This is a genomic window from uncultured Paraglaciecola sp. (assembly GCF_937123705.1).
Classification (GTDB): Bacteria; Pseudomonadota; Gammaproteobacteria; order Enterobacterales; family Alteromonadaceae; genus Paraglaciecola.
In genome coordinates this window covers 79,412-103,294 of record NZ_CAKZKO010000164.1, presented here as the reverse complement: position 1 = coordinate 103,294, position 23,883 = coordinate 79,412, and the positions used below count along the sequence as shown (strand labels likewise).

General features: G+C 42.0%; 22 protein-coding genes and 1 pseudogene. 14 read left to right on the top strand and 9 right to left on the bottom strand.

Annotation, left to right across the window (positions count from 1 at the left end; all coding sequences use genetic code 11):
* Nucleotides 1-45: 45 nt before the first annotated feature.
* Both Q0688_RS22175 and Q0688_RS22170 read right to left on the bottom strand, forming a co-directional pair.
* A complete protein-coding gene (locus Q0688_RS22175) occupies nucleotides 46-3,231 on the bottom strand; it encodes an efflux RND transporter permease subunit (protein ID WP_299082507.1) in 3,186 nt (1,061 codons plus the stop codon).
* Nucleotides 3,232-3,241: 10 nt separating this feature from the next.
* Nucleotides 3,242-4,390 carry an efflux RND transporter periplasmic adaptor subunit gene (locus Q0688_RS22170; protein ID WP_299082505.1) on the bottom strand — a complete coding sequence of 383 codons (1,149 nt, stop codon included), beginning with the start codon at nucleotides 4,388-4,390 and terminating at the stop codon, nucleotides 3,242-3,244.
* Nucleotides 4,391-4,557: 167 nt separating this feature from the next.
* Here Q0688_RS22170 and Q0688_RS22165 point away from each other — a divergent pair, with 167 nt between their 5' ends.
* From Q0688_RS22165 to Q0688_RS22135, 7 genes are all read left to right on the top strand, one after another.
* The gene (locus Q0688_RS22165; protein WP_299082503.1) at nucleotides 4,558-5,418 is read left to right on the top strand and encodes a hypothetical protein; all 861 of its coding nucleotides are present in this window, start codon (nucleotides 4,558-4,560) and stop codon (nucleotides 5,416-5,418) included.
* Nucleotides 5,419-5,499: 81 nt separating this feature from the next.
* Entirely contained in the window at nucleotides 5,500-6,612 is a 1,113-nt protein-coding gene (locus tag Q0688_RS22160; protein WP_299082502.1) for an ABC transporter ATP-binding protein, read from the top strand.
* Nucleotides 6,612-7,736, top strand: a complete 1,125-nt coding sequence (locus Q0688_RS22155; RefSeq protein WP_299082500.1) for an ABC transporter ATP-binding protein — start codon at nucleotides 6,612-6,614, stop codon at nucleotides 7,734-7,736. The genes Q0688_RS22160 and Q0688_RS22155 overlap by 1 nt, the downstream gene beginning before the upstream one ends.
* A complete protein-coding gene (locus tag Q0688_RS22150; RefSeq protein ID WP_299082498.1) occupies nucleotides 7,729-8,610 on the top strand; it encodes a carbohydrate ABC transporter permease in 882 nt (293 codons plus the stop codon). Before Q0688_RS22155 ends, Q0688_RS22150 begins: the two co-directional genes overlap by 8 nt.
* Nucleotides 8,600-9,400, top strand: coding sequence for a carbohydrate ABC transporter permease (locus Q0688_RS22145; RefSeq protein WP_299082496.1), 801 nt, complete (start codon nucleotides 8,600-8,602; stop codon nucleotides 9,398-9,400). The genes Q0688_RS22150 and Q0688_RS22145 overlap by 11 nt, the downstream gene beginning before the upstream one ends.
* A gap of 2 nt (nucleotides 9,401-9,402) precedes the next feature.
* On the top strand, nucleotides 9,403-9,678 hold the full coding sequence (locus Q0688_RS22140; RefSeq protein WP_299082495.1) for a DUF2160 domain-containing protein: 276 nt from the start codon (nucleotides 9,403-9,405) through the stop codon (nucleotides 9,676-9,678).
* Nucleotides 9,679-9,720: 42 nt separating this feature from the next.
* On the top strand, nucleotides 9,721-11,433 hold the full coding sequence (locus Q0688_RS22135) for an ABC transporter substrate-binding protein (RefSeq protein WP_299082493.1): 1,713 nt from the start codon (nucleotides 9,721-9,723) through the stop codon (nucleotides 11,431-11,433).
* 449 nt (nucleotides 11,434-11,882) lie between these two features.
* Here Q0688_RS22135 and Q0688_RS22130 read toward each other — a convergent pair whose 3' ends face one another.
* Nucleotides 11,883-12,281, bottom strand: coding sequence for a hypothetical protein (locus Q0688_RS22130; RefSeq protein WP_299082492.1), 399 nt, complete (start codon nucleotides 12,279-12,281; stop codon nucleotides 11,883-11,885).
* 417 nt (nucleotides 12,282-12,698) lie between these two features.
* Here Q0688_RS22130 and Q0688_RS22125 point away from each other — a divergent pair, with 417 nt between their 5' ends.
* Nucleotides 12,699-13,379: a helix-turn-helix transcriptional regulator gene (locus Q0688_RS22125; RefSeq protein WP_299082490.1), complete on the top strand. Its 681-nt coding sequence runs from the start codon at nucleotides 12,699-12,701 to the stop codon at nucleotides 13,377-13,379.
* 257 nt (nucleotides 13,380-13,636) lie between these two features.
* On the opposite strand, the gene Q0688_RS22120 is transcribed toward Q0688_RS22125, so the two are convergent.
* Both Q0688_RS22120 and Q0688_RS22115 read right to left on the bottom strand, forming a co-directional pair.
* A complete protein-coding gene (locus Q0688_RS22120; RefSeq protein ID WP_299082488.1) occupies nucleotides 13,637-13,936 on the bottom strand; it encodes a type II toxin-antitoxin system RelE/ParE family toxin in 300 nt (99 codons plus the stop codon).
* 23 nt (nucleotides 13,937-13,959) lie between these two features.
* Entirely contained in the window at nucleotides 13,960-14,202 is a 243-nt protein-coding gene (locus Q0688_RS22115) for a type II toxin-antitoxin system Phd/YefM family antitoxin (protein ID WP_299082486.1), read from the bottom strand.
* Between the two features lie 90 nt (nucleotides 14,203-14,292).
* Here Q0688_RS22115 and Q0688_RS22110 point away from each other — a divergent pair, with 90 nt between their 5' ends.
* Both Q0688_RS22110 and Q0688_RS22105 read left to right on the top strand, forming a co-directional pair.
* The gene (locus Q0688_RS22110; RefSeq protein WP_299082485.1) at nucleotides 14,293-14,688 is read left to right on the top strand and encodes a hypothetical protein; all 396 of its coding nucleotides are present in this window, start codon (nucleotides 14,293-14,295) and stop codon (nucleotides 14,686-14,688) included.
* An 8-nt stretch (nucleotides 14,689-14,696) separates the two neighbouring features.
* Nucleotides 14,697-14,996 carry a HigA family addiction module antitoxin gene (locus tag Q0688_RS22105; RefSeq protein WP_299082483.1) on the top strand — a complete coding sequence of 100 codons (300 nt, stop codon included), beginning with the start codon at nucleotides 14,697-14,699 and terminating at the stop codon, nucleotides 14,994-14,996.
* 22 nt (nucleotides 14,997-15,018) lie between these two features.
* Here Q0688_RS22105 and Q0688_RS22100 read toward each other — a convergent pair whose 3' ends face one another.
* Together Q0688_RS22100 and Q0688_RS22095 are read right to left on the bottom strand one after the other, a co-directional pair.
* On the bottom strand, nucleotides 15,019-17,475 hold the full coding sequence (locus Q0688_RS22100) for a pyrroloquinoline quinone-dependent dehydrogenase (protein ID WP_299082481.1): 2,457 nt from the start codon (nucleotides 17,473-17,475) through the stop codon (nucleotides 15,019-15,021).
* A 61-nt stretch (nucleotides 17,476-17,536) separates the two neighbouring features.
* Entirely contained in the window at nucleotides 17,537-18,586 is a 1,050-nt protein-coding gene (locus Q0688_RS22095; protein WP_299082480.1) for a VOC family protein, read from the bottom strand.
* Nucleotides 18,587-18,786: 200 nt separating this feature from the next.
* Between Q0688_RS22095 and Q0688_RS22090 the strand changes: the two genes are divergently transcribed.
* Nucleotides 18,787-19,752 (top strand): alpha/beta hydrolase, encoded by a 966-nt coding sequence (locus tag Q0688_RS22090; RefSeq protein ID WP_299082478.1) that lies wholly within the window; start codon nucleotides 18,787-18,789, stop codon nucleotides 19,750-19,752.
* 67 nt (nucleotides 19,753-19,819) lie between these two features.
* Nucleotides 19,820-20,566 carry a ferredoxin--NADP reductase gene (locus Q0688_RS22085; protein WP_299082476.1) on the top strand — a complete coding sequence of 249 codons (747 nt, stop codon included), beginning with the start codon at nucleotides 19,820-19,822 and terminating at the stop codon, nucleotides 20,564-20,566.
* A gap of 114 nt (nucleotides 20,567-20,680) precedes the next feature.
* On the opposite strand, the gene Q0688_RS22080 is transcribed toward Q0688_RS22085, so the two are convergent.
* Entirely contained in the window at nucleotides 20,681-21,103 is a 423-nt protein-coding gene (locus tag Q0688_RS22080; protein WP_299082474.1) for a MarR family transcriptional regulator, read from the bottom strand.
* 373 nt (nucleotides 21,104-21,476) lie between these two features.
* Here Q0688_RS22080 and Q0688_RS22075 point away from each other — a divergent pair.
* Together Q0688_RS22075 and Q0688_RS22065 are read left to right on the top strand one after the other, a co-directional pair.
* Nucleotides 21,477-22,327, top strand: a pseudogene (locus Q0688_RS22075) (diguanylate cyclase); the annotation flags it as partial.
* Between the two features lie 30 nt (nucleotides 22,328-22,357).
* Nucleotides 22,358-23,236, top strand: a complete 879-nt coding sequence (locus tag Q0688_RS22065) for an EAL domain-containing protein (RefSeq protein ID WP_367179826.1) — start codon at nucleotides 22,358-22,360, stop codon at nucleotides 23,234-23,236.
* Nucleotides 23,237-23,265: 29 nt separating this feature from the next.
* On the opposite strand, the gene Q0688_RS22060 is transcribed toward Q0688_RS22065, so the two are convergent.
* Entirely contained in the window at nucleotides 23,266-23,868 is a 603-nt protein-coding gene (locus Q0688_RS22060; RefSeq protein ID WP_299082470.1) for an HD domain-containing protein, read from the bottom strand.
* Between the last annotated feature and the right edge of the window lie 15 nt (nucleotides 23,869-23,883).

The window sequence follows — 23,883 nt, the reverse complement described above, 5'->3', positions numbered from 1 at the left end:
ATATAAAAAAAGCGCCAATTCTGGCGCTTTTCAGTTTGTTGAGAATCAAGCCTCGGTGGGTGAGTTTTCAACTGTAGTCGATTTTTTTCTCTTAAATATCTTGCCAAATAGTGAAAAAAACCATCCGAATTTAGCTTTAAGATCTTCAAGTATCATGTACAAACAAGGTACCAGCACCAAGGTTACCAGTGTCGCATAAAGTACTGCAAAACCCAGAGCTACTGCCATAGGTACCACAATTTTTGCCTGAGTGCTGGTTTCAAACATGATGGGCAATACACCCACAAAAGTGGTAATCGAGGTCAAAGTGATGGCTCTAAAACGCGCGCAACCCGCTTCTGTTACCGCAGCTAATATAGAGTGGCCTTGTTTACGTCTCTGATTCACAAAGTCGGTCATGACTAAGCTGTCGTTAATCACTACCCCCGCTGCTGCAATCAACCCAAACAGCGATAACATACTGAGATCCATGTCGAAGATAAAATGCCCCCATATGGCACCAGTAAAACTGAACGGGATAACCGACATAATAATCAATGGTTGACCATAACTTTTTAATGGTATGGCTAATAATATATAAATCATCAACATACCCGCGATAAAGAAGGTAAGCTGCTCGGCTTCTTGAGCCTGCTCTTCTTCAATAGAGCCACCCAATTCAGATTTTACTCCTGGGAAATTAGACTTAAGTTGCGGTAACAAGGTGTCTTCCACTTCTTTAATCACGGCATTAGGCTCGACGACTTCTTCGTCGATGGAACCGTATACGTAAACACTTCTGTAGCCTTCTTCGCGGCGTATGTAGTTAATACCAGGCGCTTCGGTTAATGTGACCACATCACCAAGCATCACTTCTTTACCTTGAGGCGTGGTAATGACCGCATATTTCAATTCGGCAAAACGTTCGCGAGTGAGTTTAGGGTAACGTACCATCACCCTTACTTCTTCACCATCACGTATCACTCTTTGGGCTTCGCCTCCAAAGAAGCTAGCCCCCACTTGACTAGCAATATTGGATAAATCTAAGCCTAAATCGTAAGCAACAGGTAACAAATCCATTTGGATTTCTTTACTGGCTGGATCGATAGTAGAACTGATATCAAACAAACCTTCTTGTTGTTGCAACATGGCGATGAATTCGCGACCGGCGGAGTTTAATAAATCAATGTCGGCACCGAATAGCATAAAGCCAAATTCACCACCATTGCCACCGCCACCTCCGCCTCCCATGAGGTTATCTTGTATGGTGATAGATTTCATACCCGGAATAATAGGCATCACTTCGCGCCATCTTCTGGCCAGTTCAAAGGCATCAAAGTGGCGGTCTTCTTCGTTGACTAAAGGCACCATAATTCTGCCAGCGGTGCGGCCCTGATTAAACACCATAATATCTTTCATCATAGTGGAGCCAAATTCCGCGGTAATTTGTTTATCCACATCAAGTACCATTTTTTCTATGGTTTTCAGTGCGTTTAGGGTCGTCTCATCTGAGACGTTTTCGTTCATTTCAATATTGATACCGGGAAAGTCACTGGCAACTTTTGGGGTCATGACCGTTCTCACGTAATCACCTTGTATCATCCCAATGCTAATAAACAACAGCGCCATAAAGGTGGTAAAGACTAACCAGCGCCATTCAATGCAGCGAGTGATGAATCTTTGATAAGGACCGTTTACAAAGCCAAAAAAACCTTTATTAAACCGCGCTCGCCAACTGCTTTCTTTGATTGGGGTAAATTTCATATGAGCTAAATGGGCAGGTAAAATCCATTTAGATTCGATTAAACTAAAGACCAAACATAAAATGACGACCACCGAAATATTGGTGAAAAACGACGCTTGTGGCCCTGAAGCAAATAGTGATGGAGCAAATACCGCAATAGTGGTTAACACGCCAAAGGTGGCAGGTGTGGCCACTTTTTTGGCGCCTCGAACCACACTTTCTACGCCGCCGCCTTTTTCCTCAATCTCGGTATATGCGGATTCACCTATTACAATGGCATCATCCACCACTATGCCCAGCACCATGATAAAAGCGAACAAAGACAATACGTTAAGGGTAACGCCAAACACAGGCATCATCATGATAGCGCCTAAAAAACACACGGGTAAGCCCAACATTACCCAAAATGCCAGCCTGAAACGTAAAAATATGGTGAGCAACAAGGCCACTAACAGCGCGCCCTGAAACAGGTTGCTAATCATCATATCCAGACGCGAGTTTAAATAAAATGTCATGTCTACTAAGATTTTAAGCTGTAATCCTTCAGGCAAGGTTTTGTTGCGAGCTTCTATGTAGGACTGAACCGAATTGGCAATGGGCACTGTGCTTTGATCTTTGGTGGCTTTAACACTTAGAGAAATGGCATTAACCCCTGAATACTTAAAGTAACGCTCACCTTCAGTAAAGCCATCTTTGATTTGCGCCACATCTTCAAGTAACACTTTGGCCCCATTGGCACCAATTTTAACGGGGATCTTTCTGAATTCGTCGCCGCTATAAAGTTGGTTTTCGACCCTTACTGCTACAATGCCCGAATCGGTGCGTAGCTGGCCGGCAGATATGTCGGCAGAAAAACGTCTAATGGCTTGAGTCACATCAGCAATGGACAAGTTGTATTTACGTAGAGTGTCGGGTTCTATTTCTATGGCAATTTCGTCATCTGGTGCTTCTAGCTGCACTAAAGATACATTCTTTAATGCCATCAATTCGTCTTCAACTTGTTTCGCAATTGGCTTTAAATCTGAAATAGGTAAATCACCTACTAAGGCCATTTCAATCACGTCTTGTTGAAATTCAACTTGGGCGATATTGGGGGGCTCCATATCGGCAGGGAAAGTCGCGATGCTATCTATCCGTGCTTTTACTTTATCTAGTACTTCAGATAGATTTTTCTTGGGATCAATCTCTAAAGTAATGGTGCCACTGCCACGGCGCGCTCTAGAAGTACTTTCTTTGATTTCAGAAATATCTTTTAGGGCTTCTTCCATTTTGATGAGGATGCTTTGCTCAATTTCTTGAGGAGAAGCTCCCCGATACACAGCACTCACATTGATATAGTTGATCTCAATGTTAGGAAACATTTGTCGCTGCATAGTAAAATAGCTAAAGAAGCCCATGATAATGATGAATATCATCATTAAGTTAGCTGCAACTGAGTTATTCGCAAAAAAGGCGATTAGGCCTTTTTCTTTAGGCGCAACATTAGGGTTTGGGTTTACATTGGACATAATTTAAACCTTATGATGACTGCTGATTGACTTGAGCGTCGTTTGGCTTGGCCACTTTTACCTTCATGCCTTTTTGTGGGTATTCAGGTAAGGTTAAAATCAATTGGTCTTGATCTTTTAAGCCTTCGCTAATTAAGAAGTAGGCTCCTTCTTCACGTAATACTTCTACCCGTTGTGGTTGCATTTCTTGGTTTTCGTCTAGTACCCAAATGATTCTATTGTTTACCAATTCTTGAGGTAAACGGTAAATTTGGTTTAATGTTTTTCCAGCAAAACTTACTTCCACATAATGACCAAACTTCAATGGCGGCTGTGATGAGTTAAGACTATAGGGATCTTCTATTCTCACCACTAATTGGCTCATGCGAGTTGCTTGATCAATGATACCTAAATCGCGGCTAATCTTACCTTCGCGAACAATAGCGTTATGACCTTTAGTGGTGATTTGGGCTGTTTTTTGAGCTATGTCAGCCGGTAAAAAATCTCTGTCAAAACCCGCAATCGGAAACGACACCTCTGCAGTTTCAATATTGTACAACTCACCAACTTGGGCACCTTGATTGACATACTGGCCAACACCTAAATTGCGCTGAATGACTAAGGCATCGTATGGCGCTTTTACTGCACAATTATCTAAATCGCGTTTAGCAATTTTTAATCTGGCCTGTGCTGATTTTACAGAGGCTTGAGCGCTTAACATTTGAGGCTTACGTAAATACAAATCAGATACTTTGCTGCTTCCAGCTTCACGTTTTGCCACATTGGCTCTGGCCTGTTCTTCAATAAGGTTTGCTTGGGCTAAGCTAAGGTCGGCTTCAGCTTTTAGTAAAGCGGCTTCATAGGCGTCTTTTTCAATGGTAAATAAAGTATCACCACGCAACACTAAACCACCTGGAACAAAGTTGCTGTGCCACGAAAGCACTTCTCCCGAAACCTGAGCCGATACCATAGTGCTTTCAAGCGGTTTAACTTCACCGTAACTAGTAATTTGAACTTGGTAGTCTTGGGCAATAGCAGTTTCAACTTTAACAGTTGGGCGAATATCAACGGCTTCTTGCTCGCCTTCTTTTTCGCCCGATGCTTTAATAACATTCATGCCACCAATACCAATTACCAATATTACTAAGGGTAATATTTTCTTAAACCACTTCTTTTTCATATTTTGTGCCCATCACGCCTATTTTGAGCGGCGTATAATAACTTAGCGAAGCCAAGAAACATAAGTTCATTTGTAAATATATGTGATTTAGTAAGGTTGAGACCACTTCTTTATACTGAATAGTATTATAGTGTTTACACGTTCATCCTTTAACAATGAAAATACCTATGAAACGTTGTGCATTTCTATCCATGGACAGTCTTAAAGACTTTTTTGCCTACGACACTATGCTGTTTGAGCCTTTAAAAGCAAAAGGTTGGTTAGCCGAAGAGGTGTCGTGGCGAAAAACTGATGTAGATTGGAATAGCTATGATGTGGTGGTTATTCGTACCACTTGGGATTATCAAGACGATGTGGAAGCATTTAAGGCTTGTTTGCAACGTATCGAGGCGTCAACTGCACAATTGCAAAACAGCCTAAATATAGTTCAGTGGAATATCAGTAAAAACTACTTAAGAGATTTGCAAAACCAAGGCATTAATATTGTGCCAACCTTGTGGTTTGACTCGTTTTTACTATCAGAGTTGCAGGCTGGTTTTAAACATTTTGATACCCCTGAAATAGTGTTAAAACCTTTGATTAGTGCCAATGCCGATCATACTTATCGATTAACACCAGAAAAACTGAGTGCCCAGGCCGACCAATTAAAGGCGGTATTTGCAGAGCGTGAATTTATGCTGCAACCCTTTTTGACTGGCATAGTAGAAGAAGGTGAATATTCACTGTTTTATTTTGCTGGCCATTATAGCCACAGTATTTTAAAGGAGCCTGAGTCTGGTGATTTTCGCGTGCAAGAAGAGCACGGTGGGCAACTTAAATCGATCCAACCTTGCGAACAGATGTTAACCACAGCGCGGCACTGCTTAGCAGCCTTACCCGAAGATGTGTTGTATGCGAGGGTCGATTTAGTCAGGCACAAAAGTGAATTTGCGGTGATCGAAATAGAGCTAATTGAACCCTCTTTGTACTTCAATATGGACGAAGGCTCGCCGCAGCGTTTTGTTGATGCTTTTGTGGAAATGTTATGACGATCTATAAATAAAAACTAACCGGTAATCACCTTGATTATGTTATGTTTTATGGATTAATTTGAAGTTGAGGGCGGTCTGTTGGCGCTAGAATTACAAGATGTTAGTTTGCTGGTCGACGCGCAACCTTATCTTACTGATATTTCACTCGAGTTTGCACCAGGCTCTTTTAATGTGCTGTTAGGCCGTACATTAGCAGGTAAAACCTCGCTATTACGAGTGTTAGCTGGCTTAGACAAGCCCAGCCAAGGACGGGTTTTTTATAACCAGCAAGATGTCACAGGTGTTGCCGTGCAAAAGCGCGGCTTGTCTATGGTGTATCAGCAATTTATTAATTACCCACATTTAACCGTATGGGAGAATATTGCTTCTCCCTTAAAATTAGCGCGGGTATCGGCCAATGAAATCACTAAGCGGGTCAATCACATTGCCGAAATGTTGCATATTGGCGAATATTTACAACGTTTGCCGTTAGCGCTTTCCGGTGGTCAGCAACAACGCTGCGCTATGGCAAGAGCCTTAGTAAAAGACGCTGGCATTGTATTGTTCGATGAGCCCTTAGTGAATTTAGATTACAAATTACGGGAAGAGCTACGCAGCGAACTTAAAACCTTATTTAAAAGCCGCGAAACCATTGCCATCTATGCCACCACCGAAGCCCATGAAGCCTTAGCGTTAGGCGGCACCACCACTTTGTTACATCAAGGTCAGGTGTTGCAAACGGGCAATGCGCAACAACAGTTTGCTAAGCCGATAAACTTAGCGGCTGCCGACTTATATAACGAACCTCCGCTCAATGTGTTTTCAGCTAAAGTACAAGATGGCAAACTGTTACTTCACGATGCCATTAACCTAGCCAGTACTGCTCATTTAGCTCAGTTGCCAGATGGCGAGTATCAATTTGCGATCCGTCCAAACCATATCTCATTGCAAGCCAATAAAGCGGCCAATATTGCTTTAAAAGCTAAAGTTGATTTGGCAGAAATAAGTGCGTCGGAAACCTATTTGCACATAACCACCCTCTTGGATAACAACCAACCAAGCATGAACTGGATGGTGCATATTCTCAGCATTATGAATTTTCCCACTGGCAGTGACATTGAAATTTTTTTACCCTTAGAAGATCTCTTTGTGTTTGACCTTACAGGTAACGCAATTTGTTGGCCTGCAATGCAAATTGTGGGGGCAAGATAATGGCCACTATTACTCTAAAAGGGTTAGCTCATAGCTATCAAGCCAAACCAGAGGCCCCCCAAGACTATGCCATTCAAGCGTTAGATCATGTGTGGCAACAAGGTGGTGCTTATGCGCTGCTGGGTCCATCGGGTTGTGGAAAATCGACCTTGTTGAATATTATTTCCGGGTTGCTTACTCCCTCAGAAGGCCAAGTGTTATTTGATGAAAAAGTTGTTAACGACCTAAGTCCAGAGCAGCGCAACATTGCTCAAGTGTTTCAGTTCCCTGTGGTGTACGATGCCATGACGGTGGCCGAGAATTTGGCCTTTCCGCTGAAAAACATCAAAATGCCTAAGGGGCAAATTCAACAAAAAGTGCAAGAAATTGCCGAGCTTTTAGAATTAACCGACTCGTTGCATAAGAAAGCCCAAAATTTAAGCGCCGATCAAAAACAAAAAGTGTCGATGGCGCGGGGCTTAGTGCGCGAAGATGTATCGGCCATCTTGTTTGATGAACCGCTCACCGTTATCGACCCTAATTTAAAGTGGAAATTAAGACGCAAACTTAAACAAATTCACGAGCAGCTGAATATTACTATGCTGTACGTGACCCACGACCAGCTTGAAGCCGCCACCTTTGCCGATGAAATTGCCTTGATGTATCAAGGAAAAATTGTGCAGTTTGGTACGCCTCAAGAATTATTCGAGCGCCCTAACCATACTTTTGTTGGCTATTTTATTGGCAGCCCCGGCATGAACTTTATTCCGGTGGAAAAACATCAATCCGGTGTCAGTTACCAAAACATCAATATCCCTATTAATGCGCAACAACAACTTGCCTTGCAAAACAGCAGGTCGAGCAACCTAAAATTAGGTATTCGCCCCGAGTTTGTTGCGCTAAGTGACACAGCTTCACCACATAGCTTTGCGGCCACATTAGAGTCTGTGGAACATTTAGGCAGTTATCAATTGGTGTCGGTAGTGTTTGCTGGTTTAAAAATGCAGGTTAGAGTGTCCGAAAAAATGCAATTTAAAGGTCAAGAGCTACACCTAAGTTTTCCAAGCCAATGGTTAAAACTCTATATCGACGAGTATTTGGTAGCCGAACCGGCACCACAAGCACAAGGCCATAACCATGAATAAAGTTAAAAATAACAAGGCATGGTTATTGGTGTTACCTATGTTTTTGTTGGTGGCGTTTTCGGCGATCATCCCTTTAATGACAGTAGTGAATTATTCTCTACAAGATATTTTTGACCAAAATACAGCCTATTTTGTCGGGGTTGAATGGTATCAAGAGGTGCTGCGCGACACCCGCTTACACGACTCGTTATTGCGCCAATTTGGATTTTCGTTTTCGGTGTTAATGATTGAAATTCCTCTGGGTATATTGGTGGCGTTAATGATGCCAACAAGAGGCTGGCAAGCGTCAGCGGTGCTTATTTTATTGGCCTTGCCGCTGCTCATTCCTTGGAATGTGGTAGGCACAATTTGGCAAGTATTTGCGCGAGGTGATATTGGTTTATTTGGTTGGAGCTTGGCAAGTTTAGGTGTTGATTATAACTACACCGCCAATCCAGTTGACGCTTGGTTAACTGTGTTATTGATGGATGTGTGGCATTGGACATCGCTGGTTGCGTTGTTGTGTTACTCGGGATTACGAGCTATTCCCGATGCGTATTACCAAGCGGCTAAAATCGACCGAGCTTCGCGCTGGGCAGTGTTTCGTTTTATTCAATTACCGCGCTTAAAAAACGTTTTGGTGATAGGTGTGCTACTGCGATTTATGGATAGTTTTATGATTTACACCGAACCTTTTGTATTAACAGGCGGCGGCCCCGGAAATTCCACCACCTTTTTAAGCCAAACCCTAACCCAAATGGCGGTAGGGCAATTTGACTTAGGCCCAGCGGCGGCGTTTTCTTTGGTGTATTTTTTGATTGTGATGTTGGTGTCATGGCTATTTTTTACCACTATCACTCACATGGACAAAAGCGAGAACAAACATGATAAGTAGACGCAACTTAGGCATGATCATCTATCTTATTTTTGTGTTGTTGCCGATTTATTGGTTAGTGAATATGTCGTTCAAAACCAACGACGAAATTTTAGGGCAACTCACATTCTGGCCAGAAAACTTCACCTTTGATAACTACATCACCATATTTACCGATGCCAGTTGGTACATGGGTTATGTGAATTCAATTACCTATGTGGCCATGAATATGGCGATCACCTTGCTGGTGGCGCTGCCCGCCGCTTATGCCTTTAGTCGTTATAAGTTTGTAGGCGATAAACATTTGTTTTTTTGGCTGTTGAGTAATCGAATGGCACCGCCAGCGGTATTTTTACTGCCGTTTTTTCAATTGTATTCATCGGTGGGGTTGTTCGATACTCACTTGGCTGTGGCCCTTGCCCACTGTTTGTTTAGTATTCCGTTGGCTGTATGGATTTTAGAAGGCTTTATGTCGGGCGTACCCAGAGAAATAGACGAAACCGCCTATATCGATGGATACAGTTTTGGTCATTTCTTTATTAAAATTTTTATCCCGATGATCCGCTCGGGCATAGGTGTGACCGCCTTTTTCAGCTTTATGTTTTCTTGGGTAGAATTGCTGTTAGCTCGCACTTTAACCTCGGTCGAAGCCAAACCTATTTCAGCGATTATGACCCGCACAGTCGGTGCCGCTGGTATTGATTGGGGCGTGTTAGCCGCTGCTGGTGTGCTCACTATTATTCCGGGCATTTTAGTGGTGTGGTTTGTGCGCAACCATGTAGCCAAAGGTTTTGCCTTGGGGAGAGTGTAAAGATGCTAAATTGGATGGCTTGGACTCTGCCCAGCGGGTTATTTTTTATCGGCATAGCCAGTATTTTATTGGTGATGACCATTTGGGAAATCCGCAAACCTTGCGTTGAACGAAAAGGCTGGTTACCCATCAGCACCACGCGGGGCGACAGACTATTTATTGGGTTACTCAGCAGCGCCTTTGTGCATTTGCTGTTTTTAGGGCTAACGGATTTATCTCTATGGATCGCCTTCGCCATATCGATAATTTTATTGGTGATACTGATCCGTTGGGGATAACGGTTCACATTTTTTACGCGTAACAATATGCACGGGGATACTATGCAAAACAAAAAATACTTAGCGAGTTTAATGTTGCTGTTAGGTCTATTAGCACCTAACGCTATGGCCGATGAAGAGGCTGCTAAACGTTGGCTTAAATCAGAATTCAGCGACTCTACTTTAACGCCCGAGCAGCAATTGCAAGAGATGCAATGGTTTATCAAGGCTGCCAAACCATTCGAGGGCATGAGTATTAATGTGGCCTCTGAAACCATAGTCACCCATGAATACGAATCAAAAGTGCTGGCTAAAGCCTTTAGCGAAATCACAGGTATCAAAATCACTCATGACCTAATTCAAGAAGGTGATGTAGTCGAAAAATTGCAAACCCAAATGCAGTCGGGGCGCAATATTTACGATGCTTATGTGAATGATTCTGACTTAATTGGCACCCATTTTCGTTACGGCAAAGTGGTGGCCATTTCTGACATGATTAAAGGCGATGCCAAAGATGTCACTTTGCCTACTTTGGATTTAAAAGACTTTATCGGCTTAAGTTTTACCACAGGCCCAGACGGTAAAGTGTATCAATTACCCAGCCAACAGTTTGCCAACTTATACTGGTTTAGGGCCGATTGGTTTGAACGTGAAGACCTAAAAACTAAGTTCAAAGATATATACGGTTATGAATTAGGGGTGCCAGTGAATTGGTCAGCCTATGAAGACATTGCCGAATTTTTTAGTAAAAAAGTCAAAATGCTCGATGGTAAACCTGTGTATGGCCACATGGATTACGGCAAAAAAGACCCGTCACTAGGCTGGCGCTTTACCGATGCGTGGTTTTCAATGGCAGGCGCTGGGGATGTAGGCATTCCAAATGGTTTACCTGTTGATGAATGGGGTATTCGCGTAGAAGGGTGTCACCCAGTTGGCTCAAGTGTGTCTAGAGGCGGCGCAACCAATGGTCCTGCGGCTGTGTACTCCACCCAAAAATACGTGGATTGGTTACGCCAATACGCGCCACCCGAAGCCCAAGGCATGACTTTCTCAGAGTCTGGCCCAGTACCCGCCCAAGGCGCGATTGCTCAGCAAATATTTTGGTACACAGTATTTACCGCCAGTATGAATCAACCGGGCTTGCCAGTAGTCAACGAAGACGGCACACCAAAATGGCGTATGGCACCTTCACCTAAAGGACCTTACTGGGAAGAAGGCATGAAGCTAGGCTACCAAGATACAGGCGCTTGGACCTTCTTAAACTCCACCCCCACTAAACGCCGATTAGCCGCATGGTTATACGCCCAGTTTACTGTGTCTAAAACTGTATCGTTAAAGAAAACCTTAGTGGGCTTAACGCCATTTCGTGAGTCTGATATCAACTCACAACAAATGACAGATGCCGCACCTAAGTTGGGTGGTTTAGTGGAATTTTACCGCAGCCCTGCTCGCAAACAATGGACCCCAACAGGTACTAACGTGCCAGATTATCCAAAACTGGCACAACTTTGGTGGAAGTACATATCTGAAGTCGCTAGTGGCGAAAGCTCTGCGCAAAAAGCCTTAGATGGATTGGCCGCGGCACAAGATAAAGTCATGCGCCGTCTTGAGCGCGCCAAAGTGCAAAAAGAATGTGGTCCTAAGTTGAATAAACCTAGAGATCCTAGTTATTGGCTTGCTCAACCCGGCTCACCGAAAGCCAAATTAGCCAATGAAAAACTCCAAGGGCAAACAGTGGCTTATGGGGAGTTGTTGAAGAGTTGGCAAGGGGAGTAATGGTTTTAATAAGGGGTTCGACTGGATTCTTTAGAAGCACTGCTTCGCCTAGTTGAATAAGCTGACAAGGATGTCAGGTTTGGGTGACGATCATCAAGGATGATGATTGACTAATTCGAAGTTTTTACGGGTGTCTAATAAAAGAGCATGCGCTGGCACTTACAGGCGTCCTGCCTGTTTTGACTCGAATCCTTTCGAGCCAGTTACTCTTTTTTCTACAGCAAAAAAGAGAGTAACCAGATAAACGCCGCTCGATACAATGCACTTCATCCGATTATTTTGCGAGCATTCATTCGAGGAAAATCAAAAGCAGTGGCTGCGCCACCTAAGGCTATCGGCTTTGCCGAATGTGTCTTTTTCTTGTTTTTCCAAAACTAAAAAACTGGACAAGTAAATGTCTCGTTATTGATAATAGAGAACTAGAGGATTTCCCCCATTTTTAGTCATCATTACTTTTTATTATACTTCGCCGTGAGTGCAATCTCGCTTTCATCCTCAGAAACCCAGTCACTTTGATTTCTATAATAAACCGTAATTCGGTCATCATTTCGTTTTGCTGCAATCATATAATATTTAGCTGTGTCGGATTTGGAGTAAATTGTAAATCCCGCTTCTGCCAGGCTCTTTCTATAAAACTCTATAACGAACTCACGTGACTGTTTGGTAGAAAATTTTGCTACTGATTCTTCCCTATCTCCTGTCGGACTATCGAATACATCACTAATCACCAATTTTGCATTGGGAACGGTAGTTAATCCAAATGGCAAGGTAAATTCTGAGTCAGCAGCTGTCGCTGTGCCCGAATTTAGCGCTGTGATTAAAGTCAATATGGATAAAATGTTTTTCATTTTTGTGCCCCGCTGTATCTTTGCAGATAAGGTATATTTGTACTCTACTAAGTCTCGCTAGTTTTGTCATTAAAGGTCACTGGATACCCGATAACAGCTCTCGGGTATGACATTTTTGCACTGTCTTTTTCGAGAGATTTATTGTTTTGTCATTCCCGAAGTTTTTTGATCGGGAATCCAGAGACTTGTGTTATTTGCGATAAATTGTATAAGCCTAGCTAGTTATTCTGTCTAAAGTGATTACGAACTAATTTAATTCTCAAATGCTAACTCTAAACTAGCTGTTGGGAAGGTATAGAAGGCAATATTCAGCGCCCATGTCACTTGTATGTCTTTAAATTGTCGTGTTAGTGTCAGTTTGAAAAGTTAATTTTTGCTTTAGTCTTAGAATTCCAAACACAACTATGAGTGTTCAAAGTGATTTCAAGTGATCAAGTTAAGTTTATGCGTTTGCAACATGGTTGGTCTCAGCAACAACTTGCTGCAATTACGGATATTAGTGTTCGTACTATTCAAAGAATTGAAAAACAAGGTGAGTGTTCTCTCGAATCGAAAATGGCTTTAGCTTCTGCTTTTGGTGTTGCACCAAATGAACTGGACACACTTCCAAGCGTTGCTTTAAAAACTCACTCTCAATCTATCAACGCGTGGTTATTCATAGCCTTGTGCGCAGGAATATTAACTTTGTTGTATCTTTTTACGGGTACATTACAGATATTACTTGCTCCAAAAATTATGCTTTTTTTCTTACTGTTTTTCATTTCCATGTCCACAGTTTCAAGTGGAATTGAAAATTTTTTTGGGGTGTTCAAGGTTGTTAACTGGTTAATATTTAATAGAACGAATATTGAAGAACCTCGATGCCATATAAAAACCATAAGTAAACAAATTGGTCACTGTTATGCAGCTGGTGTTGGCGCGTTTCTTATAAACTGTCTCATTTTGTTCAGCAGAGAGAGTCATTTGTCTATGGAAGTTATCCATGTTCAAATAATTGTAGGAATAGTTCTTAGCACTTTTTATTCGGTGGTTTTATCTGAACTAATATTAAGGCCTTTAAAACAAATGTTAGAATTGGAGTTGTCTAATAATCGATAGACAACAAGAATTACGAATGAATTTCGAAGACACCCTTGATAATTCCTTAGTAGCAAAGCCTTCTCAAACTCTCAGTCGGCAAAGCCGATGCTTTTAATTTTCACTCGAATGAATGCTCGCCAACTATCTCATGAATCTAGCAGGTGGAATACATGGACGAATTTCTTAAAAGAGTAACTGGCTCGAAAGGATTCGAGTCAAAAACTGACAGGGATGTCAGTAAGCGCTAGCGCATGCTTTAAAACAACGATAATTAACTACTTCAAGTGATTTTGAGGCAATTGTGATCGACCTAAAACAGCAACTACTAGGATAAAGTTGTTTTCTTTGGTGAAGTAAGCAACATGTTTTCCGACTGGGAAGTAGAATCCACTTGGATATATTTCACTACAACTTCTTCCCAAATCTGGATTGTCAGCTAGCATTTGGAAACCAGTTAAGAGTGTTTCTTTGTAGGATTTCCACTGTGATTCGGAGAAGTTTTCTAAAGTGTAGCTTTTGATTTTAAGTAGGTGTTCTTGAGCTAAACTACTAAGTTTGTATTCTTTGCCAAGCATGTAGATTGATACACGAATGGGTATTAAAGTGCATTTAGGAAATTCTGGCCATCAACGGCATGACCATTAGCTAAGTCTTGTTTGGCAGATTCAAAACAGTGTTTTAGGTATTCAGCTTTCATCACTTCAAGCTCTTTATAATCTTTGATGGACATAACCACCACGGCATCTTTGCTGTTTTTGCTAATCTTAATTGGCTCTCGTTGAGCATTTAAAAGTAACTCACCAAAGTTTCGTTTGGCATCATTTGCGGTCAGTGTATGCATTTGTTTCGTGTCTTTGTTCGGATGGATAGCAATATTATAGTTTTTCCAATGAAGTAATCAATTTAATTAAATCGTGCGATTTGTGTGAAGGTGAATGAGAGAGAGCAAGTTCTTAAATGTTCTAAAGGTGGTTTTTCTGAAACTTGCAACGTTGCAGGTTGCACTTTACAATTAGATAAAAGTCCTAGAGTTACTCTAATGATTGTTAGCTTTAAGTCCAAGAAATTAGAAACCCTTTGGATGACAGGTGATTTAACGTTATTACCAAGCACTTACGCTTGGGAAGTTGCAGAGATCCTCGACCTTTTAAATGCGGTTACTGTTGTTAAGGATTTAGAGTTGTTAGGTGGATTTATATTGGATGAATACAAGCCCAATCAATGGGCTGTTACTGTTACCGTGAATAATGTGGAGCCGATAGGTAGCGTGACATGTCATTATTTTGATGGCAGAGCTAGCGAAGTAGATTTAAATGAATTTTCATAGGGTCGTTAATGATGATTGAAAGAAGCAATAAATTACCTGTAAAGCATCCTGGGCTTATATTTAATGAGCGTATTTTGGTTCGTCATGAAATTAGTATTACTGAAGCAGCTAAAAAGCTGCATATGAGTCGCAAGCAGGTGTCTTTGTTTGCCAATGGTAATAGTGATGTATCTGTTTCTTTGGCTAAGAAGTTAGAAGTTTCAACAGGTATCTCAGCTGGTTTTTGGCTAAATACTCAAAAATCTTATGATCTTTTTAAATCTAAGGATGTTGTAGTTGAGGCTGAACCATTATATTCATTTGGTTAAAAACTCTGTTGCCATTCCTGAACTACTCTTCCTCCAACGCATAAGCAATCACATAACCACCTTTACCATCTACTGGGCTACTTGAGTCAGTGTATGTGTTGGTCTTTGGATCCCGAGGATAAATCCAACTGGGATTGGGTACAGTTACAATGACATACTGTTTACCGGTTTTTCGTGACAAATAACTCATAGGTGTAGATTGACTGTTACCGGGCAAAGCATGGGACCATTTTACTTCGCCAGTGCGTACATCATAAGCTCTAACGGTTGAGTCCATAGTTGAACTAATAAAAGTTAAACCGCCGCGAGTGGTTAAGGTGCCTGCTCGCACCGCAACACCTACATCTATGGGTAAACTAGACTGCCAGCCAAATGGACCGGCGTTTTTCATATTGCCTAAAGGACGGCTCCACAACAGCTCTTTGGTATTTAGATCCATTACTGCAATTTTTGACCAAGGGGGTTCAAAGCAAGGTACGCGAGTGCCTAACTTAGACATAAAGGGTTCGGGGAAACCATAATATTTAATGCGCACATGATCAAAAGGGTCATCTGGATTGGGCTCTCGTGGCTCTGGCATAGGATCATCTTTGTTCATTCTCACTGCGGGATGATGGGAGCCTAATATTAAGCGAGCCATTGGTCCTGCCGCAGCAATTTGTGCGGGTGTGGCCATGTTTAAGCGATGAGCCAACATTTGCGGCGCGGCAATTAATAAGCCGTTGTCAGCATCAACCGAGACACTGCCCCAGTTAAATCCACCAAAATTGCCCGGCGCTAACATAGTGCCACCTATAAATAGTGGCCCATCAGCAGAGGGCGGAGTAAACATGCCTTGGTAATTCATAATATTATATTCCACCCGGCACAAAAGCTGATCGATGGGGGTTAAGCCCCACATGTCTTTTTCGTGTCTGTAGGGATGAAAATTGGGTAAAGGTGATACTGGTTGAGTAGGGGACAGAATTTCGCCATACAAGTCACTTTGCGGTACTGGGCGTTCTTCGATGGGATGCACGGGTGAACCGTCGCGCCTGTCTAATAAAAATATATCGCCCATTTTAGTGGGCACGGCAACCGAAGGTATGGTTTCGCCATCACGCTCTACATCCACTAATACAGGTTGTGCCGGTAAGTCGTAATCCCACACATCGTGATGCACAGTTTGGTATTTCCAGCGGGGCTCGCCGGTCGCGCCATCGAGAGCGACCACAGCTGACGACCATTGGTCGTCTTCTTCACGCCTTACGCCGCCCCAATAATCCGGTGCCGCATTGCCTGTGGGGGCGTAAATGAGATCCAGTTCTGGATCGTAGCTCATAATAGTCCACACATTGGGTGTACCCGGGGTGTAGATTTCACCTGCTTTAGGCTCGCCGTAGTAACCTGGGTTACCTAAGTCCCACGCCCATGCGAACTCGCCAGTGGTGGCGCTAAATGCTCTTACTACGCCAGATGGCAGCCCTAAATCTTGGGTGTCTGCTACTAGGCCACCAACCACAGCCACATCATCGGCGATAAGCGGCGGCGACGTAATGTAGTATTCGCCTAAATTAAATAACCCCATGTCTTTGGTTAAATCTACTGCGCCGTTTTCTCCAAAGTCGCTGCATGCTTGACCTGTTAAAGCATCAACCGCTATCAGCCGTGCATCCACTGTGCCTACTAAAATGCGTTTTGGGCATTGTCCGCTGTAATCAGCGGGGGCTTGGTGATAACTAATGCCTCGGCAAGTGCGGGCATATTGGCTGCTGCCTGTTGGTACGGCTTTGGGATCATGGCGCCAAACTTCGATGCCGCTATCGCTGTCTATGGCCATTAAAACGTTGGATGCGCCGCAAATATACAAAAAGTTGTCAACTTGTAAGGGGGTCATTTTGAAGGCTTTTTCCACACCAGTTCGGTAGCGCCACACTTCTTTAAGTTTGCCTACTGTTTCGGTATTGATCTGCTGCATTTGAGCAAAACGAGTGCCGCCATCGGTGTTGCCGTATTGTCGCCAATCGGTGATTTCAGCGGCGCGGGTAATATTGCGATCGGTTCCTGTGGTATGTTGTTCATAATCCTGGAAAAACGCGGCAATCAATACCACAACAGATAAACCACTTGGAATAAGGATCCAAGAACGTTTTAGTTGTTGTTCATTGCTATCAGGTTTAAGAGATACAGCATACCAAGGGCAGATAAACCAGAGTCCCAACACCAGCCAAAAAGCCAAGCGTGGCAGCAATGCTAACCAATACATATCAGATTCGTAGATAGCCCAAACAAGTGTGACGGCTATTAGCGCGGCAAATATTTTGTATGCTTTGGTGTTACCTTTGAACATATAAAAAGTAGTAAACAACAGCGTTAGACCTGCGGCAAAGTAATAAAAGCTGCCGCCCAGATACACTAAGTAACCGCCAAGGGAGATTAAAATCAAACTAATAACTGAAAAAACAAGCAGTAACGCCCAGTGGAAAATTCGCGGCATCATAAGCGGGGTAGCTCCCATAAAATAATTATTACAAACAGGTGAAAGTAAATAACTTTAACTACTAGCCCATGCCGTTATTTTTAAAGTTTTTGGCTGAAAATGGTGACGCAGCTGGCAAAGCTTGGAAACCTAGCAAGTTACCATCTGGATCTCGCCCAAAAAAGGTCTCGCCATCGGTGAAGGTTTGGCCTTCTTTAACTAATGTGCCCCCCGCCTCTAAGAACTTGGCTTTTGCTGCTGTAAGGTTAGTTACGTCAAACATGATCATATTGAAACCAGTGGCGTCTATGGGGCGCGGTTTGTTTAGGGCTTTTGCCTCTGGATTAAAATATTGGATAATTTCTAGCTCAAGGTTTCGCACTTGAAACCATGCCATTTCAGTTTCGCTGTCTGGCAAGCCTGATACTTTATCTAGAGACTCACCGCTATTGTGGAAAAAACGCCCCCAACGACGAGGATCTTTGGTTTCAAGCAAAATAGAGTAAAAATCTATCAGTCTTGGCATATCTAAGGTAGCCAGCGATATATGACGAATACGCCTGTCGTTAGCCGGTGGTTTGGGTAAATCAAGAGCAGCAACATCGACGTGTTCGACTTCAACGATAGCATCGTCTAAATCAAAAGCGTATGCATAGGAAACATGGGTTTTAGGGTTTTTCCACATCTCTTTGGCTCCAATGTGCTTGGCACCACCGGCTAAGAATTGTTGATAGGTTTCGGTTCTATCGACTACTTGGAAAGCTAAGTGTGCCAAGCCCGGGCCATTTGCCTTGATTGGCACAGTATTTTTAGCGGCTTCTGAAGGTTGGGCAAATTCCATAAAGAGCACTTGGGCATTGACACTTTTCATTAAGCGGGTTTTTATTGACGTATCTGCGCGCTGAGTTAGCTCATTTATTAGAGGATGGTTTTCTATCACACCGTTTTGTACAACTTGGACATCGGCGGCGTCGCTGTATAGTTTTTCGCTGCGGTCTAAATCACGCACAGTCATGCCAACATAATTCACCCCTTCAACAATAGGGTTTTCAACACGACTAGGTGATGTGATTAGCCACGAGCAACCGCTAAGCAACAATGTTGTAGCTAGCCCAATTAGAATGTTACGCATAGGATTTTCCTGTATTTAATTATTCTTATTACGTTTAAAAGGTAAAAAACCATAGCATGCAAAATTACCATAAAGGATTTATTGAACACAAGTTCATTAACAGGTGTTATTTTGACGTATCAGTAATTTAAACTCTTTGATATTGCATTAATATTAGCTTTTTGTGATGATTAAAAGTCAAATGTTCAATAGAGACAACGATGCGACGTTTTCTGTTTTTCGCTTTGCTGGCAAGTGCATTTACAGGATGTACCGATACCAGTAAATTCAAGGCGCTTACCACAGCTAAAAGCCACATGGGGCTAGTATCTAAAACTATTACCGTTAACAGTCTTAATTTTCATTATGTGGAAAAAGGTAGTGGCGATTTGATGTTGTTTTTGCATGGTTTTCCTTATTTTAGTGAAGTTTGGTATAAGCAGATACATGCTTTTGGAAACCGTTTTCATGCAGTGGCTCCTGATAATAGAGGCTATGGCTATACCGACAAACCTGAAAATGTGTCTGATTATCATTTAGCAAAATTGGTGTCTGATGTAGAGCAACTCATCACTAAGCTGTCACCCAATAAAAAAGTGATTTTAGTGGGGCATGACTGGGGAGCCGCGCTAGCTTGGGGTACCGCGCAATTGCATCCTAATCTTATAAAAAAAATCATCATTATAAATGGTGTGCCTTCTAATGCTTTTTTGAATGTGCTCGGCAATAGTGAAAAACAACGAGAAAAATCTAAATACATTGGCAAATTAGATAGTTGGCTAGTAAAGCTGCTATTTGCGGTGAAAGGACCAGAGATGATTTGGCAAGGCGTGTCGCGGCTGCATGAGGCGGGTCAGGTTGATGATGCCTTTAAGCAGGCATTTTTAACCGCATGGGACCAACCACAAGCCGCTCAATCTGCTATCAATTGGTATGCGGCCAACTTCCCTGAATTCGATAACATTCAAGCACAAGACTATTGGCCCAGTAAACAGGCCCGAGTGACAGTACCTAGTTTATTGATTTGGTCTAAGAATGACCCTGCATTCACAGATGAGGTGTTTAACGCCATTCCTCAATATGTAGATGATTTAACTATTAAAGTCATTGACACTGATAGTCATGCACCTTTTATTGATCACTCTGAAAAAGTGATAACCTTTATGGAAGAGTTTATTCAAAATTGACAGCATGGTACTAGTGAATAAGGTGCTAGATAATGTCAGGAATTCGATAACATAATTGGAGAATAAAATGGCAAAGTGGTTAGATGCAAAAGTTGTGGGCAGAACAGACTGGAATGATCATTTATTTAGTTTACGCTTCGCATGCGAAGATTTTCCTCGGTTTAAAGCTGGGCAATTTACTAAAGTGGGAGTTGAGCAAGGTGATAAGGTTTTGGCTCGTCCGTATTCTTTAGTAAGTGGGCCGGATGACAAAGAAATCGAAATTATCGCTGTGCCCGTTGAAGATGGCATGTTGTCGCCCCAGTTACATAAATTGCAAGTGGGTGATCCATTAAAAATCATGTCCCCCGCCACTGGGTTTTTAGTGTTAGATGAAGTGCCAAAAAGTCGAGATTTATGGCTAATGGCAACGGGAACTGGTGTTGGTCCTTTTCTATCAATTTTAGCCACAGAGCAAATTTGGCAAACCTATGAGAATGTTGTTTTGGTCTATGGTGCTCGATTCGAACACGACTTGGCGTATACAAAATTAATTGAAACTTACGCAGAACACCATCCAGATAACTTCCATTTTGTACCTATTGTTAGCCGTGAAACTATAACCAATGGCTTGCATGGCCGTATTCCTACCTTGCTTAAAACTCAGTCTATTCAGCAAAAAGTTGGATTAGATATTCATCCAGATAATAGCCAAGTGATGTTATGCGGTAATCCAGCCATGATCGAAGATGCTACCCAAACTTTAATCGAGCTAGGATTGTCTAAGCACCTAAGACGGTCGCCTGGGCATATTTCCTTGGAAAGGTATTGGTAGGGTAGGAACAGCTTCTCGCTTAGAGTCGCAAACTTCGAGCAAAAAGTAGGGGCATAGTGTCATTTTTGTATGCCTCTACCCAGAGTTACTGTCATTAACCCCAATTCGGATTAGTTAAATCTTTCCCAGTAATCGACTCACCAAACTTATATCGTCTTCACTCCAATTTTCAAAAATTTGACTGCACTTTTGTTGCATAGTCACAGTGGCATCTTCAAAAATGGTGGCACCTGAATCGGTTATTTTAACAAGGCTTACTCGTGCATCTCTTTCTCTGATGTCTTTGGTAATCAAGCCTGTTTTTTCCATAGGTAACAATACCCTAGTTATGCCTGACGCCGACTTCCCTAAATTATCGGCAATATCTATGCGTTTAAGTGCTCTTGTTGAAATAGACATAAGGGTGTCTAACACTAGATACTCAGTTAACCCAATGCCGTGAATCGAGCCTAAAGCACTATCTAAACGCTTTGAAAGCGTTGTTGTTTTTTTTATAAGCCGTAATGCTACAGCGATATCGTTCGATCTGTTTTCCATATTCTTCTCCTTTTGGTCCTGAAAATATCAGCTTCTCCCAGTTATTTAGTTGCATAATACTTCATTAATCAAGTTTTATGCAACTAAACATGCAATTAAAATTAGTGCGGCAATCGCGATAAGTGCGTATCAATAACTGTGAATCCATTGGATGTGTTTACTTCAAGCCCAGAGAGTTGGCTTGTTAACCCTAAGTAATTGCACCTAAGGTCTAGATTTAAAAAAGGATACCAATTATTGCGCCAATAATGTTTAATAATTGTACTTCTACTAATTTGAGTGTCAGGACACCCGTAATAATGACTTTTGTGGACCATTGTTTGAAGCATCACAATACCTTTGACTACATATTCACTGTTGACGTTTATTCTGTATGCTTTTAAAAGAAGAATTATTGTTAGAGATTATTGATCAACTGCCTATAGCGGTATTTGCGAAGGATCCTAAGAACGATTTTAAGTTTGTTATTTGGAATAAAAAGATGGCATCGATGTTTGATGTTCCATCAGACAATATCATCGGTATTACTGATTTCGAGCTCTTTGATGATATTGAGGCAGCGAAAAAATTCAGAAAAATAGATGAAGAGGTGATGGCCCAAGGCCGAGTGGTCGATATCCAAGAGGTCGTCACAGCGGCAAAGGGTGACATAACCTGTCATACATTAAAGTTACCCCTAAAGTTGGCTGATGGCCGTGAGCTCCTGGTGGGTATGCTTGATGATATAACGGATGACAGCGCCAATAAAAAACAGCTTGAGGCGTACCGCAATGACTTGGAGTTATTGGTAGAAAAGCGTACTGCACAATTACAAGCCTTAGCCAATACTGATTCTTTAACAGGTTTAGGCAATCGAAATTTTTTCATAGCGGAAATAAAAGAGTTAATAAAAGGCCGTGACCGCTCTGTGCCATTTTCAGTTATGTTTATTGATCTCAATGGTTTCAAATTGCTCAATGATAGTTACGGACACCGATTAGGTGACGAATTACTGCGCGAGATGGGAAAACGGCTTTATGAATTTAACACTCATGCCCCAATCGTTGCTCGTCTAGGGGGGATGAGTTTGTTCTTGCAGTTGAGTCGGGAGAAAAGCACACATTAGTTGAGCTTGCAGAAACTATTTATGACGCCATTTCATTACCTTTTAGAATGCAACGGCAAAATTTTCAAGTAACCTGCGCGATAGGAATTAGCACTTGGCCATACAACGGTGATGAAGCCACATTATTATTGCAATCGGCAGATTTGGCAATGTATCACGTTAAGCATTTAGACTCTAATGAAGTACATTATCAATTTTATGAAGAAAAAATGCTGGTTAATAGCCAACGCACCCTTGAGGTACAACAGCATTTGCGTAATGCCATAGCTGAAAATGAATTGTATCTGGTGTTACAACCGCAATTTTCTTTGGATGACTCACAAGCTTTGTGCGGTGCGGAAGTATTATTACGTTGGCAATCAAAAAAGTTAGGCTTAGTTTCGCCTGCTGAGTTTATTCCTATCGCTGAAAAATCGGGTTTAATTTTGACTATTAGTGCTTGGGTGTTAGAGCAAAGTTGTCGCCTAATTAAGCAACTACAAGAGCAGTTTAGCAATTTTCCAAGAGTCAGTGTCAATTTATCGGGAGATGAAATAAGCGTAGGGTTAGCCAAGCGGATCAATACTCAATTGACTGCGTTTGGTCTATCTTCTCAATCAATCATGTTAGAAATAACTGAAGCGCAATTAGTGAAATTTAACGACCAAGTGACCTCAGAAATCGATCAATTACGCCGTCAAGGTGTGCGAATATCTCTTGATGATTTTGGTACAGGCTATTCTTCCATGTCATATTTATCTTCACTAAGGTTTGATGAAATCAAAATTGATCGGACTTTTATAACAAAGATTTCTACTGATAAAAAAATTTTACTGCTGGTAAAAGCTATCGTCAGTATGGCTCAGGCACTTGAATGTAAAATTGTGGTTGAGGGGGTTGAAACAACCGAAGAATTAGATTGCTTAACAAATATGGGGATTGATGTGCTACAAGGATATTTATTTGGTAAACCAATGCCTTGCGAGAAATTAGTTGCTCACCTCAACTCTGGTAAATATAAAATTTTAGAGTCTAGCTTTAATATTTAATCTCTACATCAGATTATTTAATCATCGTTTTACTGTTGGTCACTTTCTTCCATGGCGGCTTTATATATGCTGTTCAAAGGATGAGCAAAAATTGTCATCACCATAGGCTCAAAAAACGCTATCGGCAATGTGTCATATTCAGGATCAAAAGCAGGGCAGTCATACTTTTCAATAAATTCTTCGGTAGCAGCAAAATACTGATGCCCTCGAAATTGCTCGCGCATATCAGGATCGAGCCCAATATGATGAAAGAAGTTTTTACCTTGAAATATACCGTGATGCTGCACAATCCAGTGTAATTCTTCAGATACAAAAGGTTTGATGATGGCCGCCGCCACATCGGGGTGGTTATAGGCCCCTAAAGTGTCGCCAATATCATGTAATAGAGCCATCACCACATAGTCGTCTGGTCGCCCGTCGCGATATGCTCGTGTGGCAGTTTGCAAACAATGGGTCAGTCTATCAACGGGAAAGCCACCATAATCGCCAGCCAGTAAACTCAAGTGCTCAAGAACCCGCTTGCCACCATTTGCAGCAAAGGGGATCTGCTCTTTTATAATAATGCCCCAATCTTCTGGTGTACTTTTTGCCATATTGTTAAAGCTTGCTTTTGGGCGAGTGATCTTGGTCATGAGAAGCCTTTTGCA

What these genes read in the sequence shown, in the direction of transcription:
- Q0688_RS22175 (WP_299082507.1), bottom strand. Translation starts at nt 3,231, where the DNA reads ATGTCCAATGTAAACCCAAACCCTAATGTTGCGCCTAAAGAAAAAGGC.
- Q0688_RS22170 (WP_299082505.1), bottom strand. Translation starts at nt 4,390, where the DNA reads ATGAAAAAGAAGTGGTTTAAGAAAATATTACCCTTAGTAATATTGGTA.
- Q0688_RS22165 (WP_299082503.1), top strand. Translation starts at nt 4,558, where the DNA reads ATGAAACGTTGTGCATTTCTATCCATGGACAGTCTTAAAGACTTTTTT.
- Q0688_RS22155 (WP_299082500.1), top strand. Translation starts at nt 6,612, where the DNA reads ATGGCCACTATTACTCTAAAAGGGTTAGCTCATAGCTATCAAGCCAAA.
- Q0688_RS22150 (WP_299082498.1), top strand. Translation starts at nt 7,729, where the DNA reads ATGAATAAAGTTAAAAATAACAAGGCATGGTTATTGGTGTTACCTATG.
- Q0688_RS22145 (WP_299082496.1), top strand. Translation starts at nt 8,600, where the DNA reads ATGATAAGTAGACGCAACTTAGGCATGATCATCTATCTTATTTTTGTG.
- Q0688_RS22140 (WP_299082495.1), top strand. Translation starts at nt 9,403, where the DNA reads ATGCTAAATTGGATGGCTTGGACTCTGCCCAGCGGGTTATTTTTTATC.
- Q0688_RS22135 (WP_299082493.1), top strand. Translation starts at nt 9,721, where the DNA reads ATGCAAAACAAAAAATACTTAGCGAGTTTAATGTTGCTGTTAGGTCTA.
- Q0688_RS22130 (WP_299082492.1), bottom strand. Translation starts at nt 12,281, where the DNA reads ATGAAAAACATTTTATCCATATTGACTTTAATCACAGCGCTAAATTCG.
- Q0688_RS22120 (WP_299082488.1), bottom strand. Translation starts at nt 13,936, where the DNA reads ATGCTTGGCAAAGAATACAAACTTAGTAGTTTAGCTCAAGAACACCTA.
- Q0688_RS22115 (WP_299082486.1), bottom strand. Translation starts at nt 14,202, where the DNA reads ATGCATACACTGACCGCAAATGATGCCAAACGAAACTTTGGTGAGTTA.
- Q0688_RS22105 (WP_299082483.1), top strand. Translation starts at nt 14,697, where the DNA reads ATGATGATTGAAAGAAGCAATAAATTACCTGTAAAGCATCCTGGGCTT.
- Q0688_RS22100 (WP_299082481.1), bottom strand. Translation starts at nt 17,475, where the DNA reads ATGATGCCGCGAATTTTCCACTGGGCGTTACTGCTTGTTTTTTCAGTT.
- Q0688_RS22095 (WP_299082480.1), bottom strand. Translation starts at nt 18,586, where the DNA reads ATGCGTAACATTCTAATTGGGCTAGCTACAACATTGTTGCTTAGCGGT.
- Q0688_RS22090 (WP_299082478.1), top strand. Translation starts at nt 18,787, where the DNA reads ATGCGACGTTTTCTGTTTTTCGCTTTGCTGGCAAGTGCATTTACAGGA.
- Q0688_RS22085 (WP_299082476.1), top strand. Translation starts at nt 19,820, where the DNA reads ATGGCAAAGTGGTTAGATGCAAAAGTTGTGGGCAGAACAGACTGGAAT.
- Q0688_RS22080 (WP_299082474.1), bottom strand. Translation starts at nt 21,103, where the DNA reads ATGGAAAACAGATCGAACGATATCGCTGTAGCATTACGGCTTATAAAA.
- Q0688_RS22065 (WP_367179826.1), top strand. Translation starts at nt 22,358, where the DNA reads ATGTATCACGTTAAGCATTTAGACTCTAATGAAGTACATTATCAATTT.
- Q0688_RS22060 (WP_299082470.1), bottom strand. Translation starts at nt 23,868, where the DNA reads ATGACCAAGATCACTCGCCCAAAAGCAAGCTTTAACAATATGGCAAAA.